Annotated in this window: 12 protein-coding genes and 1 tRNA gene; 10 read left to right on the top strand and 3 right to left on the bottom strand. The window is 45.4% G+C overall.

Annotated elements, in window-relative coordinates:
- Window positions 1–447: 447 nt before the first annotated feature.
- Window positions 448–909 carry a hypothetical protein gene (locus tag DW091_RS12905; RefSeq protein WP_118518333.1) on the bottom strand — a complete coding sequence of 154 codons (462 nt, stop codon included), beginning with the start codon at window positions 907–909 and terminating at the stop codon, window positions 448–450.
- Between the two features lie 213 nt (window positions 910–1,122).
- Here DW091_RS12905 and DW091_RS12900 point away from each other — a divergent pair, with 213 nt between their 5' ends.
- The 5 genes from DW091_RS12900 (at window position 1,123) to DW091_RS12880 (ending at window position 5,849) form a co-directional block, all read left to right on the top strand.
- Entirely contained in the window at window positions 1,123–1,932 is an 810-nt protein-coding gene (locus DW091_RS12900; protein WP_013380924.1) for an alpha/beta hydrolase, read from the top strand.
- Between the two features lie 76 nt (window positions 1,933–2,008).
- Window positions 2,009–3,139, top strand: a complete 1,131-nt coding sequence (locus tag DW091_RS12895; RefSeq protein WP_118518332.1) for a glycerate kinase — start codon at window positions 2,009–2,011, stop codon at window positions 3,137–3,139.
- Between the two features lie 18 nt (window positions 3,140–3,157).
- A complete protein-coding gene (locus tag DW091_RS12890; RefSeq protein WP_118518331.1) occupies window positions 3,158–4,321 on the top strand; it encodes a sugar diacid recognition domain-containing protein in 1,164 nt (387 codons plus the stop codon).
- A 113-nt stretch (window positions 4,322–4,434) separates the two neighbouring features.
- A complete protein-coding gene (locus DW091_RS12885) occupies window positions 4,435–4,884 on the top strand; it encodes an NfeD family protein (RefSeq protein WP_058694165.1) in 450 nt (149 codons plus the stop codon).
- Window positions 4,885–4,895: 11 nt separating this feature from the next.
- On the top strand, window positions 4,896–5,849 hold the full coding sequence (locus tag DW091_RS12880; protein ID WP_038351343.1) for an SPFH domain-containing protein: 954 nt from the start codon (window positions 4,896–4,898) through the stop codon (window positions 5,847–5,849).
- Between the two features lie 83 nt (window positions 5,850–5,932).
- On the opposite strand, the gene DW091_RS12875 is transcribed toward DW091_RS12880, so the two are convergent.
- A complete protein-coding gene (locus tag DW091_RS12875) occupies window positions 5,933–6,589 on the bottom strand; it encodes a Crp/Fnr family transcriptional regulator (protein WP_074616999.1) in 657 nt (218 codons plus the stop codon).
- A 139-nt stretch (window positions 6,590–6,728) separates the two neighbouring features.
- Here DW091_RS12875 and DW091_RS12870 point away from each other — a divergent pair, with 139 nt between their 5' ends.
- The 4 genes from DW091_RS12870 to DW091_RS12855 all read left to right on the top strand — a co-directional run bounded on the left by DW091_RS12870 (window position 6,729) and on the right by DW091_RS12855 (window position 12,082).
- Entirely contained in the window at window positions 6,729–7,178 is a 450-nt protein-coding gene (locus tag DW091_RS12870) for an OsmC family protein (RefSeq protein ID WP_118518330.1), read from the top strand.
- Between the two features lie 181 nt (window positions 7,179–7,359).
- A tRNA-Arg gene (locus DW091_RS12865) sits at window positions 7,360–7,436 on the top strand.
- A 158-nt stretch (window positions 7,437–7,594) separates the two neighbouring features.
- A complete protein-coding gene (locus DW091_RS12860) occupies window positions 7,595–9,034 on the top strand; it encodes an extracellular solute-binding protein (protein WP_118518329.1) in 1,440 nt (479 codons plus the stop codon).
- An 18-nt stretch (window positions 9,035–9,052) separates the two neighbouring features.
- Entirely contained in the window at window positions 9,053–12,082 is a 3,030-nt protein-coding gene (locus tag DW091_RS12855; protein ID WP_224168800.1) for an EAL domain-containing protein, read from the top strand.
- Between the two features lie 32 nt (window positions 12,083–12,114).
- Here DW091_RS12855 and DW091_RS12850 read toward each other — a convergent pair whose 3' ends face one another.
- On the bottom strand, window positions 12,115–12,357 hold the full coding sequence (locus DW091_RS12850) for a helix-turn-helix domain-containing protein (RefSeq protein ID WP_058694170.1): 243 nt from the start codon (window positions 12,355–12,357) through the stop codon (window positions 12,115–12,117).
- Between the two features lie 176 nt (window positions 12,358–12,533).
- Between DW091_RS12850 and DW091_RS12845 the strand changes: the two genes are divergently transcribed.
- Window positions 12,534–14,609 carry an EAL domain-containing protein gene (locus tag DW091_RS12845; RefSeq protein WP_074616997.1) on the top strand — a complete coding sequence of 692 codons (2,076 nt, stop codon included), beginning with the start codon at window positions 12,534–12,536 and terminating at the stop codon, window positions 14,607–14,609.
- Window positions 14,610–14,646: the final 37 nt, after the last annotated feature.

Genomic DNA, 14,646 nt, shown 5'->3' with positions numbered 1-14,646 from the left:
ACTCTAGAGATTAGAATATAATCAAGTTAAAGGAACAGCCCAAGACGAGAATGAAAAATGATACTCCTATAATCCATTAAAAGAATTAAGAGAAAAAGCATTGAAAAGTGTTAAGTAATTAAAACTGGGTAAATATATTTAAAGATCAGAAAATGATAATTTCCCTAAAATTATCATCTGAAATATAACTAAACTTGAAAGAGGTGAAAAGAAATGATGTACTACAACCCATTAAAAGAAATGATGGAAAAGGCTTTAAAAGCTTCCAAATAATCTTACAATCTCCCTCCAATATTTGATAAATTAAAATATAGAACGAATTACATATTAAACTAAATAATCCTCCCCTTAGATTATAAATTAGTTTGATCTCCTCAAACCCCTTATTAAATAATCTTTCAAAAACAAAGCAGGAAACCTTCCCCCTAAAGTTTCCTGCTTTGTTTTTTATTGGCCGTCTCCGGTGTATGGCATTAAAAACCAGTAGGTTTCAAGAACGTCATGACAACTGATCAGCCCAAATGCTTTGAGAATAACATTCAATGTCTCAAGGGAAGGCGTTAGCTCGCTTTCGTTGCTGACAGCATAATCATATCCATCTTCTTTTAAAAGCTTTTCGACCATTTCATAATCGCCGCTTTCCGGTTGAATATCCTTCTCGTCGAGGTGCTTTTTAAAAATCCCTGTAAAGTAGACGGAGTCGCCGTATTGGATAATCGGCTGTTCTGTCGCCAGACCGCTGGCCTGCAGCAGTTTTAGAAAGGAGTCCTCTTCTAGGGAAAACGAATTTTTGTTTTCCTTTAAAAAAATATCACGGACCTTTGGGTATTGCGCCTCGATGTCAGAAATCTTTACTTGGTTTAAATCTTCTGCGCTGATAAAGTAACCAGTGCCATTATATACACCCATTGTTTATTCCTCCAGTTATAGCAAGTTTATTATTATAGTATTATATCACAGATGAGTAAAGCGGGAAGACTGTTTTTCGACCTCTAAAAAGAGAGCGATTGTACTATTGTACAATGGAGGAATGTTTTTTCTGTACTTGAACCCTATTGTATTGTGCGTGAAAAAGGTTTACAATAAAAACAATTAAATGGAAAGTTAGCAGGAGGTATGCAAATGGCAACATTTAAAACAAACGATAATGTTGAGCTTTATTACGAGGTCAAAGGCGAAGGAAAACCGGTCTTAATGATTCCGGGATGGACCTGTACCACACAGTTTTTTAAAAAGAACAGTGATGTGCTGGCAGAAAAATGTCAGGTTATTCTCCTGGATTACAGAGGACACGGAGAATCTGAAAAAGTTATGCATAGCCACCGTATTTCACGTTATGCGATGGACGTAAAAAATCTTCTAGATCATCTGGACGTTGAGGATGTAACGGTTTTGGGATGGTCCATGGGAGCTGCTATTCTGTGGAGCTATATCGAGCTCTTTGGAAAACATCGTATCAGCAAGCTGGTGTGTGTCGATCAGGCGCCGCTTCAGTATACAGGCCCGGATTGGGTTTGGGGACAGAACGGCTGTTATGATGTGGAAATGTTTATTCGTACCTGCTACGATATTAAATATGCCCCGAGAGAGAGTGCAGAGGGGCTGGCAACTGCCTGCCTGCACCATACGCCATCGGATGAAGAGGTGAAATTTATTGCGGATGAAATCTCAAAATGTCCGCCCTATGTAAGAATCGAAGTTATGCGTGACCATACCAATCTGGACTGGCGCGACTTCCTTCCTTTTATCGATATGCCTACGCTGGTGTGCGTGGCGCGCCACAGCAATGTTTTTGACTGGCAGGGAAGCGCCTATGTCGGCGAAGTGATTCCAAATGCGAAAACCGTATTTTTTGAAGAATCCGGCCACATGCTTTTCTGGGAAGAACCAGATAAATTTAATCAGACATTGCTGGAATTTGTGGAAGCATAAAAATTTTGATAAAATAACATGGAAGAAAAGTTCCATGTTGTTTTTCTTTTTTAGGAGAAATTGTGAGGAGGATAAAATGAAAATTGTCATAGCGCCAGATTCATTTAAAGGATCACTTTCTGCCGAAGCTTTTTGTAAGGTGGTAGGCAGGGAAGCCGAAAAAGTATTTGAATCGGCAGAAATTATAGAGCTTCCGGTATCCGACGGCGGAGAAGGAATGGTTGACAGTCTGCTGGCTGTAACAGGGGGAGAGAGAATTACCAAAAGGGTAAAGGGCCCTTTGTTTGAAGAAATTGACGCTGAATATGGAATATTAGAAGGCGGCGCCGCAGTGATTGAGATGGCCGCCGCATCAGGGCTTCCGCTGGTTCCAGAGGAAAAAAGGAATCCCATGGAGACAACGACCTACGGTACTGGCGAATTGATGCTGGACGCGCTGGAAAGAGGATGCAGGGAAATAATTCTGGGCATTGGCGGAAGCGCGACAACCGATGGGGGAATTGGCGCGTCGGCGGCCCTTGGTGCACAGTTTCTGGATGATAAGGGTCAGGAAGTGCCCTTATCGGGTAAAGGTCTGGAGAAGATAGTCACCATTGATTTTTCATCTGTTGACAGACGCTGGCAGAAAATAAAGATTACCATTGCCTGTGATGTGGTTAATCCTCTTTGCGGCGCATTAGGCTCTGCTGCAATCTATGGTCCTCAAAAAGGCGCGGATGATGAAACGGTCAGCCGGCTGGACAGGGGATTAGACCATTTTGAAAGGCTCATCGCCGTGCAAAGGGGAGAAAAATTTCGTGATCTGCCTGGAATTGGTGCTGCTGGAGGATTGGCCTTGCCATTTGTGGCGTTTATGGGGGCAGCGCTGAGACCGGGGCTTGAAATCGTGCTGGATGTCTTGGAATTTGACCGGCATCTGCAGGGGGCAGATCTTGTTGTAACCGGGGAAGGAAGAACCGATGAGCAGAGCGCGATGGGCAAAGTATTGTGCGGCGTTTCTGGAAGGGCCGCGGCTCAAGGAATACCGGTTGTAGCTCTATCCGGAGCTCTGGAGAAAGGCTACGAACCGTTGTACGGAAAAGGACTGACCGCTGCTTTCTCAACCTGGAAGAGCGGCGAAGGACTTGAATGGCAAATGGCCCATACAGAAGAGAATTTGTCAAATACGGCTCGAAATCTGTTCAGGCTGGTTCAGGCTTTTAATTAAAAAAGGGGATAAAAAGTAATGCTCGATTCAAAAACGGCTCAGAAGATAGCGGATGAGGTAATGAACAGCCTGGGCTATAATATAAATGTCATGAATAAAAACGCGATTATTATCGGCAGCGGCATCGTTGAGCGTATTGGCACCTTTCACGAAACAGCCATGCAGACAATTCGGGACTGTGCTATTTATGAAGTGACTGAGGAGGACGCCGCCCGGCTGCAGGGGGTAAAGCCTGGTATCAATATGCCCATTGTCAGTAAAGATGGGAAAGTGCTGGGTGCTGTGGGGATTACCGGGAAACCTGACGAAGTCCGCAATATTGGAAAACTGGTGAAAATGACAGCTGAACTGATCATCGAACAGGAAGAATCCATGAACCAGTTTTACCGTCACCGAAACGATAAGGAGCTTTTTGTGACAATGCTGCTCAGTGACAGCCCTGGTATGTCATCAGAGGAGATGAAGCGTTGGGGGCAGCGAATGGGTTATAATATGGAGCTGCCAAGGGTTGCCTGCATCATTTCCATAAAAGCCAGACCAAACACAGGCGGGTATGAAAGGCTTCTGGACCGCATAAAGCGTTCAAAAAGCCATTCGAAGCAGGACCTTTCTGTGGTAATGTCCGCCGGATATATCTTGGTTTTTAAAAGGCTGGATCAAGCTGAGCCCTGGAGAATTGAACAGACGTTGAGAAATTATCAGGAGCATATTTTAGAACATCTGGACAAGGAGGACCAGCGGGCCATTCAGTTTTTTATCGGGGGCTATCACACGGGGATCAATGGCTATCGAAAATCTTATGAGGATGCTGCGGCAATGTACCACAGTGTTTCACTTCCGCAGGATACAGCATTGTTTTTCAGCCACCGTCACTTAATTGAAGGCTTTTATAACCAAATGGAGGATGAGGCCCGGGAAAGAATTTTAGATCCCCATATCAGATTGATGGAAGATTCTTTTGGAAAGGGCGTAATGGACGCGGTATGGACCATGAAGCATCTCATGGAAAACGGCTTTCGATATGAGCAGACAGCCAGTGAGTTGTTTTTACACAAAAATACGGTTATTTTCAGGAAAAAGAAGGTAGACCAGTGCCTGGGGATAGACCCAAAAGGAAATATGAACGATTTGCTGCTAATGCGGCTGATCATCTGCCGGTATCTTGAACAAATAAAAGAATAAACATCAAAAATCCTCCTAAAATATAAAGAAAATGTAAAGCTTTTAAAAGAAGCTGTTAATTCGTCGTAAATTAGGTTATAATGGTTTCAACATAAGGGAAAGGAGGCGTTCATATGGAAGGTATCAGTATGGTCACAGTCTGGATTGTACTGCTTGTTATATTTTTGATAGCAGAGATTTTAACTGTGGGTGCTCTGGTTTCCATTTGGTTTTGCTTTGGCTCCGGCGCGGCCTTGATTTGCGCGCTGGCAGGTGGCGGAGTTGGCCTGCAGACAGGTCTCTTTATCGGTGTCTCCCTTATTCTGCTTTTGTTGACCCGGCCTTTTATCAAACGATTTATCAGGCCAAAGGAATCAAAAACCAATGCGGACCGGATCGTTGGTTTCAGAGCCATTGTTCTGGAGGAAATTGATAATCTGCACGGTACCGGGAGCATTGAGGTAGACGGTAAGATATGGACAGCCCGTAGTGTGATGGATAACGATATTCTGCCGGCCGGTTCCGAAGTGCTGGTAGAGCGGATCGAGGGTGTTAAAGCCATGGTCCGTAAGTACAAACTTTAAAGGAGGACAAAATGGGTTTTATTTTTTTATTAATCCTGATTATTGTGGTAGTGGTGCTGGTGGTGCTCAATACCCGGATTGTGCCGCAGGCACACGCCTATGTCATTGAGCGTTTGGGCGCTTATCACGCGACATGGGAAACTGGCTTTCATATGGCAATTCCAATTATTGATAAAATTTCTAAAAGGATCAGCCTGAAGGAAAGCGTTGCGGATTTTCCACCACAGCCGGTTATTACCAAGGATAATGTTACGATGCAGATTGACACAGTAATCTATATGCAGGTGACAGATCCTAAATTTTATATGTATGGCGTTGATCATCCGATGCGCGCCATTGAAAACCTGACGGCCACGACCCTTCGTAATATTATTGGGGATCTGGAGTTGGATCAGACCCTGACTTCCAGAGATACCATCAATTCACAGATGCGGATCATCCTTGACGAAGCAACTGACCCCTGGGGGATTAAGATTAACCGCGTCGAGCTGAAAAATATCATGCCGCCGACTGAAATTCAAAACGCCATGGAACGCCAGATGAAGGCAGAGCGTGAAAGACGTGAAAAAATTCTTCAGGCAGAGGGCGAAAAGAAAAGCGCGGTGCTCGTAGCAGAGGGTGAAAAAGAAGCGCTGATTCTACAGGCCCAGGCTCAAAAGGAAGCGGCGATTCTAGAAGCCGAGGCAGATAAGGAAGCCCAGATACGCCGTGCCGAAGGGGAAGCAGAAGCGATCCTTAAGGTGCAGAAAGCAACGGCTGAAGGGGTTAAGATGATGAACGAGGCCGAGCCGATTAAAGAGGTCATCGCCATCAAAAGCCTGGAGGCTTTTGAAAGGGCAGCTGATGGAAAAGCGACGAAGATCATTATTCCATCAGAGATACAGGGCCTTGCAGGGCTAGCCGCCTCTCTGAAAACACTGGTAGAGGATGACAGCAAGCCTAAAATTGCGCCTCGTCAAAAATAATAAAGAGGCAAAAAGTTAATAGAGAGAAAAGCCGGCAGAAAAGCCGGCTTTTTAAATGCGAAAATAATAGTATAAATAGATATCTAAGAGCTTAAATAAAGAGATTCCGGGTCCAGAAGCGTAATTTCTCCGCGGGAGAGCTGAACGAGCCCTTCGGCCTGAAATTGGTTGAGCAGACGGGTTACGACCTCGCGGGCAGTTCCTAAATCCCGGGCCAGCGCATCATGCGTTAAATGGAGGGTTCTGCTTTTTTCAAGACGGTAGTGTTCTAAAAGGGCATTGGATAATCGGTTGCGCATACTAGAGAAGGCAAACTGATTAAACCGTTCCATGATAATGGAAAAATTGTTGGCGACCATGCCGAGCGTAAAATCCTTCACGCTTGGGTTTGTGTCGCTGATGGCCTTAAAAATATCCTTTGGAATGATACAGCTTTCAGTATCCTCCTCATAGGCGATATCAATATCAAAATTCAGATTGTGAATCATGCAGGCGGCACTGAGAATACAGACCTCTCCTTCAAGCAGGCGGCATAAGGTGATCTCATCCCCTTCGGGTGAGGTGATAAAAATACGCGCGCGTCCCTTTTGAAGAATATTGAGACCGATACAATTGCCGCTGTATTGATGGACCACAGTCCCTTTTTTATATTTCTGGATAAAAATACTATGGTTGATGGCGGCCTTTTCTGAATCGGTCAGGGCATCCCAGAAAGGAAGAAAGGAAATAGATTCAGACATAGTGAACCTCCGGTTATTAATTTTAGTAAATTCATTATAACAGTTTATTCTAAAGTTAACCATAAAGTGCCTCAGTGACTTTGTCACCGACACAGAGCCTTTAGTGAGATATAATAGTAAAAAAATGAGGAGGTTTTCAATGAACACGATATTCAAAGCGACAGCAAAAAAATTACCGGAAGGCTTACAGGTTGAGACAACAGCGCGGAATTTTAAAATTCTACTGGATGAACCAGAAGATCTGGGCGGAACCAATAAAGGTTTAAATCCTGTGGAAGCAGTATTGAGCGCGCTGGGTGCCTGTCAGACCATCTGCGCATATGCTTTTGCAGGGGCCATGCACATTGATTTAAAGGACTTTTATGTTGAACTGGAGGGCGACCTGGATCCAGACGGCTTTATGGGGTTGAATAAAGAGGTGCGAAACGGCTTTTCCGAAATTCGTTTTACCATGCATATGACAACCGACGCATCGCAGAAAAAAGCTGAAAAACTGGCAGATTTTATCGAATCACGCTGTCCGGTAGGCGATTGCCTGGAAAATCCGGTAAAATTGGTAAGAACGGGTGTGGTGGTGCATCAGAAATAATAGAAGGCCAGTGAAAGCTGGCTTTTTATTTTGGTAAAAAAGTGTTTGATTTGGTAAAATGATCGATAATAATGCCGCGCTGTTTTATAATAAGGACTGCATGTTTTCTATTTGCCCATAGTTTTTTGAAAAATGTATTTGCATTTTATTTTCTTTATAGTATAATAGACCAGTAGCAAATGCGCCCGTAGCTCAGGTGGATAGAGCAATGGTCTCCGAAGCCATGTGCCGTTGGTTCGAATCCAATCGGGCGCACCATATAATATGTGTTTTTCAAAGCTTGATCTCTAACAAAGAAATCAAGCTTTTTTTATACTATGAATTTTATTAATAGCTGAACTTTATTTTAAGCTGGCTAATTTGTCTGTTATGGTATATAATCATTATAATATACTTGAATGAAAAGGGAGAGAAGTATGAAAAAGAAAATTGGCATTTTTTCACTTGCCACGCTGCTTGTTTTATCGGTTACACTGGCGGGGTGCAGCGCATCACCGGCGACAAAGGTCAAGCTGAGCCCTGATGATCCGGTGTCGCTTGAAGTATGGCATTATTACAACGGTCCGCAAAAAGAGGCCTTTGACGAAATGGTAGCAGAGTTTAACGATACCGTGGGTATGGAAAAGGGGATTACCGTCGAAGCTTTTAATAAGGGGAACGTCAACGAGCTGACCGACGCGGTGCTGGCATCCGCCAATAAAAAGGTTGGTGCGGATGAGGTGCCGGATATTTTTGCCGGCTACGCAGATACGGCGTACCAGGTCGACAAGCTTGGAATGGTCGCTTCACTGGATAGTTATCTGACTAAAAAGGAAATTGAGGAGTACATCCCGAGCTATATTGAAGAGGGGCGTTTTGACAGTGAGGAAAACCTGAAAATTTTCCCCTTTGCCAAGTCAATGGAAGTCATGATGATTAACAAGACAGACTGGGACAAGTTTGCTTCTGCCACAGGCGCTTCACTGGACAGTTTAAATACAATTGAGGGATTGACCGATACAGCTAAAAAATATTATGACTGGTCTGGCGGTAAAGCCTTCTTTAACCGTGACGCCATGGCAAATTATATGATCATTGGTTCTAAGCAGCTGGGCGTGGAAATTTTCGAGGTCAAAAACGGAGAGGTGACCTTTAATCTGGATAAGGATGTGATGCGCAAGCTTTGGGACAACTATTATATACCTTTTATTAACGGGTATTTTGCTTCCTATGGGCGCTTTGCTTCTGATGACGCCAAAACCGGTGATATTATTGCACTGGTTGGCTCGTCCTCCGGTGCGACCTATTATCCTTCTAAGGTAACCGTCAGCGATACCGAGAGCTATCCGATCGAAACAGTGGTAATGCAGGCGCCGGAATTTAAGGACGGCGAAAAGGTAGCGGTACAACAGGGGGCCGGTATGGTCGTCGTTAAATCGGATGAGCGCAAGGAATATGCATCGACTGTTTTCCTTAAATGGCTGACCGAGGCGAAGAGAAACATTGACTTTTCAATCACTTCTGGCTATCTGCCTGTAAAGAAAGAAGCGAACACCCGTGAAATGCTTGAGACGGCAATGGAAGAAGCCGGTGGCAACGCTATTTCGGATAATCTGGCTAAAACCCTTCCGGTAGCTGTGGATATTACCAATAATAATGAGCTATACACCAACAAAGCCTTTGAAGGCGGTACGAATGCCCGTAATATTCTCGAGGCTTCAATGAAAAAGAAAGCCATAGCTGATGCAGAAGCTGTAAAAGCCGCCGTTGCCTCCGGAACAGCTAAGGAGGCCGCCGTTGCAGCCTATAATACCGATGAAAATTTCAATCAATGGTATGAAAACCTGAAAAAAGAACTAGAAAAAACTCAAAAATAATGCTCGACGAGGTGTTCAATGGCAAAGCATAAATTTTTGGACTGGGGTAACCGGTCCATTATTCGAAAAATTTTCACTCCAATGATCATTGTCATGGTGATACAGGCAATTCTATTTTCCTTTGTCATCCTGTGGGGTGGAACAATTGAACAATTAAATAACAACGCCTTGGACATCCTCAACGAAAGAGTCATTAACCGGAAAAATTACCTTGAGAATGAAATGATTCAACGCTGGTCCAATGTGGATGAGTCGGTTAAGAGCATCAACAGCACTGTCGAAAGTGTACTGAAGGAAAAAAATGCTTCGGTGCAGGATATGGGTACAAACCCAGCACTGCCCGAAGCCATCATTTCTTCAAATACCCGAAATCTGATTTATCTGCTCCGAAAAAATTTTGTGACAGGCGCCTTTATTGTTTTGACAGGCAATGACACAAATTATGAACTGGAACCTGGGCAGTCTGCGCAGAAGACCTCCCTGTACATCCGGGATTCAGACCCGGGGAATGACGTTGTGGACAATTCAGACCTTTCACTGGAGCGGGCGCCAGTCGATGTCACAAAGGCCACGAATGTGACCATGGCAACGGGCTGGGCGCCGCTGCTGAACTTCTCGGGGGATGACCCGGAGACGTCGGCTTTTTATTACAAGCCGCTTGAGGCCGCGGCCAAGAACCCCGAGCTTGCCTATTCAGACCTTGCTTACTGGAGTCATCCTTTTAAGCTGAATTCAGACGAAAGTGATGTGATCACCTATTCGGTACCGCTGAGAACAAACGATGGAACGATTTACGGGGTGCTGGGCGTTGAAATTTCAACGGATTATCTTCAGAAGATCCTTCCGAATACGGAGCTGGATTCCAATAAAAATGCCTCCTATCTTCTGGCGGTGGACGCCAATCATGACGGAAGCTTTCAAAATGTGGTGACGACCGGGACAGCCTATAAGCGGCTTGCCGGAAATGCCGACCATACAACCTTTGAAGACGATCCCTATTACAAAAATATCTATGGTATAAAAAAGAATGAGCGGATCACAGAGGATGCGCTCGGCGCGGTTCAGTACCTGAATCTGTACAACAGCAATACACCCTTTTCGGGAGATAAATGGGCCCTTGTCGGTGTGACAACCAATAAAAGCCTGTTTGCCTTTTCGGATATGGTCATGCGGATGGTTATGATTGCGCTGGTTATTTCTCTTGCCATTGGACTGATCGGGATTCTGCTCGCTGGTATCCATTTTACCAAGCCCATTACAACGCTGGTACAGCAGGTTAAAAAAAGTAACCCGAGGATGCCGGTAAATCTTGACAAAACAAATATTACAGAGATTGATGAGCTGGCCGGAGCCATTGAGACCCTGAGCCAGGATGTGGCCAGTTCTGCTTCTAAGCTCTCGCGCATTATCGCCATTGCAGGAATACCGATTGCCGCTTTTGAAATTAATAAGGTGACTGAGGAGGTCTACTGCACGGACAGCTTTTTCAAGATGCTGAATATAACCCATGCGAAAAAGCCAGCTGATGGTCTGAACAGAGAAGACTTCGAAACCATCATGCTTGGCCTTAAAATCCTGAACCAGGATTTTGACCCTCAGACAAATGTGACGGTTATTGAAATTATGGACCGGAACAAGCAGAGCAAGTGGATTGAAATTAAGCTGGTAGAGGACGATATGAACATTCTCGGCGTCATCCGGGATGTGACGATTGAGACGCTGGAACGGCTGAAAATAGAGCATGAACGTGATTATGATATTCTGACCAATCTGCTGAACCGGCGGGCTTTCTATGCCGCGCTGAATGAGCGGTTTGAGGCGCCTGAAACGCTTAAAACTGCAGCGGTTCTCATGCTTGACCTGGATAACCTGAAATACATCAACGATACCTATGGTCATGATTTTGGGGATGAGTACATACGCAGCACAGCTAACATCCTCAAACAGTTTGCATCTGCCAACGCGATTTTCGCGAGAATATCCGGCGATGAGTTTTATGCCCTGATTTATGGCTATGACAGCAAGGATCAGATACGCCCGATCATATCAGAGATCCGGCAGAGGCTTTTGAACACAGCTTTTCCGCTGCTGAATGATCCGGATCTCAAGATAAGAGCCTCCGGCGGTGTGGCCTGGTACCCGGATGATTCATGCTCCTATGAAGCGCTTTTAAAATATGCTGACTTTGCCATGTACCAGATTAAAAACTCTGTCAAGGGCGAGTTTTGCGAGTTTGACTCCAAGAGTTACAGCGAAAACGCCTATCTGCTTGAAAACAAAGAGGAGTTGAACAAATTTATTGACGGCAATCTGGTTGATTACCATTTTCAGCCGATCGTTGATATACACGATGGGCAGATTATCGGTTATGAGGCACTCATGCGCTCCAGACTCTCGACGCTGAGAACTCCGATGGAAATCCTGGCGCTTGCCAAGTCACAGTCCAAGCTTCATCAGATCGAGTGGCTGACCTGGTTTAACAGCCTGAAGGCACTCAAAGAAAATCGGGAAGCCTTTGGCGGCGCGCGGATGTTTATCAACTCCATTTCCAACCAGCTGCTCTCCAGCGATGAGATGGAAGAGCTGGAACAGCTTTACCAGCCCATTCTGGGACAGGTCGTTGTCGAGCTGACAGAGGAAGAACGTACAAATGAAAGCTTTACGCGTAAAAAACAGCGCTATATAAGAAACTGGGGAGCCGGCTTAGCTCTGGATGATTTTGGAACAGGCTATAACAGCGACGCGAATCTGCTGTTTATGACGCCGGATTATGTAAAGATTGATATGTCGATTGTTCAGAATATTGATGAGGATATTAACCGGCAAAAGCTGCTGCAAAACCTGGTAACCTATTTTAAGGAAAGAAAAATTAAGATTATTGCCGAAGGGGTGGAAACCGCCAGTGAGCTGCACGCATTGATCCGCTTTGGTGTGGATTATGTTCAGGGCTACTATCTGGGCAGACCAAATATACAGCCACAGAAGCTGACAGATGAACAGGTGGCAGAAATCCTGAGTTTAAACAAAGACGTTAGAAATGAAAGATAAAAAGAAAACCCGGAATCGATATCCGGGTTTTCTTAATGGTTGCAGTAATTATAGACAGAACCGACGCTCAGGCCAAAGTTTTCCGCAATTTCGGCATAGGTGCAGCCTTTTGCGCGGTAGCTCTTAATAAGTTCAATATCCTTGCTGTTCAGCTTGCGCTTTCTTCCGGCGCCACGGCTGTTCTGCGCCTCAAGCTGTGCCTCAAGCTTGGAAATATATTCTTTTTTTGTCTGGAGCTGATCCTCCAGCAGCCGAATCTGTTCATATGGGTCCATGAGAACGACTCCTTTCAAAAATTAATTTATGAATATATTATAACGGATATTTCTTAAAAATTCAATAATTAATTTTTGAAAAACACAGATATTTGTGAAAAGCGTTTCTTTTCGCTTTAAAAAATGTCTGGAATAGTATAGAATAGAGGAAATAGGAATGAAAGAGAGAAAATGTTGTGAAAAATCTTCTGAGCGGCAGTATCGAAAAATTATTCAGCAGACTTGAGGAAAACCGCATACTGACAGCTGTACGTGACGGAATGATCCTGGCAATACCATGGATTATGGCCGGGTCCTTTGCACTGCTGCTTAAAAGCCTTCCGATACCGGCCTATAAGGCTTTTTTAGAGACGTTTTTGAATGGCTTTTTCTTGAATATGCTTTTGCTGATCAACGACGCGACCCTTGGCATTATCTCATTGATCCTGCTGTTGACCATCAGCCTCAGCTTTGAAAAGCAGACGAGCACAGAAAATCTGGGCCTGCTGCCTCTGATCAGTCTCTGTGCTTATATTGCCTTTGCCTACAATATCGAGACGGGCTTCACCTTTGAAATATTTCAGAGCACCTGGCTTTTTAACGCGGTGGTAGTCTCGATTGTGACCTGCCTGCTCTACGACAAATTATCCAATCTTTTTTCAAATACTTTTAAATCCTATTCTGAGGGGGCGGACAATCATTTTAACCAGGCACTGGCAGCCCTGGTGCCAGGTGGGATGATTATCTTCCTGTTTGCCCTTCTGAATAATCTGATGGTTATGGTTTTTGGCATTCCTAATTTTCAGATGCTGATATCCAATTATCTTTTCGGGCTTTTTCAGCATTTGGGAAGGGGACTGGGCAGCGCGCTGTTCTTTGTGTTTATTATGCATTTCTTGTGGTTCTTTGGCGTGCACGGGGCGAATATGCTGGATGATGTCGCCAAGACCTTTTTCAGCCAGGGCCCATGGATTGCGACCAAGACCTTTTTCGATACATTTATCTTCTTTGGCGGCTGCGGCGCGCTGCTGTGCCTGGTGGCTGCCATTTTTATCGGAGAACGCCGGAAAAGTGTGCGGGAGCTCTCTGCCATTGCGACCTTCCCGGTCTTATTTAATATGAATGAGCTGATCCTCTTTGGTATACCGGTGGTCTTTAACCCTGTTTATTTTATTCCCTTTATCCTCACGCCGCTTGTGCTTACGCTTATCAGCTATGGTGCTTTTTATTTTGGCCTGGTGCCCATGATCACAAGCACGGTGGAGTGGACAAGCCCGATTTTTCTGAGCGGTTACGCGGCCACGGGCTCCATTGCCGGGAGCCTGCTCCAGCTTCTGAACCTGGCGGTAGGTATAGGGATATACCTGCCCTTTGTGTACCTGTCCCAGAGGCAGCAGCTCAAAACCCTGACGCGTCAGATTGAGGAGCTCAGCGATGTGGTCAGAAGGGCAGAGGAGAGCGGAGAGAAGCCGGTTTTACTTAAACGCACAGGAAGACTGTCAACGGTGGCTAAGAGCCTTGTCAGTGAATTGCGGCGTGATATTCGAAGCCGGAGCATCAATCTTTATTATCAGCCTCAGGTTAACGCAGAGGGAAGGGTGATCGGGGCGGAGGCGCTGCTCAGGTGGAAGCACCCTGTGGCAGGGTTCCTTTATCCGCCGCTGGTCATCGCGCTGGCAGAGGAAGCCGGTTTGCTCGAAGAGCTTGGCCGGATCATCACGGAGACGGCCTGCGGCGATCTGGAGGGGCTCCAGCCCCTGATTGACGATCGGTTTATGATTTCAGTCAATCTGACCGCGAGCCAGCTTGATAACCCCAAAATCTATGAGCAGATGAAAGCGCTGATTGACCGTCACAGTTTCGGCCCCTGGCAGCTGGGCCTTGAGCTGACCGAACAAATGGCACTGTCCAGTTCACAGGCAATGACGGACCGTTTGATGGCGCTTCACGAGATGGGAATGCCGCTGATCATGGATGACTTCGGAATGGGACACAGCTCGCTGATGTATCTGCAGAATAACCAGTTTGATATGGTCAAACTTGATGGCTCGCTCGTAAAGCAGCTGATGAGCAATCAGCGCAGCAGCGACATTATTGCCTCGATCATTTATCTGTCCCACTCCCTTAAATTTGAGGTGCTGGCAGAGTTTGTGGAGACTGTCGAACAGCGTGACACACTGCTGGCGCTGGGGTGCAGAAATTATCAGGGCTACCTTTACAGCCCGGCCATCCCCATTGACGCGCTGAGGCTTTTTATACAGAAAAACGATTGAAATGCCGCCGGTAACGGAGCGGTTACCGGCCTTTTAA

Origin of the sequence: Eubacterium sp. AM05-23 (genome assembly GCF_003477535.1) — a bacterium.
Classification (GTDB): domain Bacteria; phylum Bacillota; class Clostridia; order Eubacteriales; family Eubacteriaceae; genus Eubacterium; species Eubacterium maltosivorans.
This window is presented reverse-complemented; position numbering and strand designations above follow the sequence as displayed.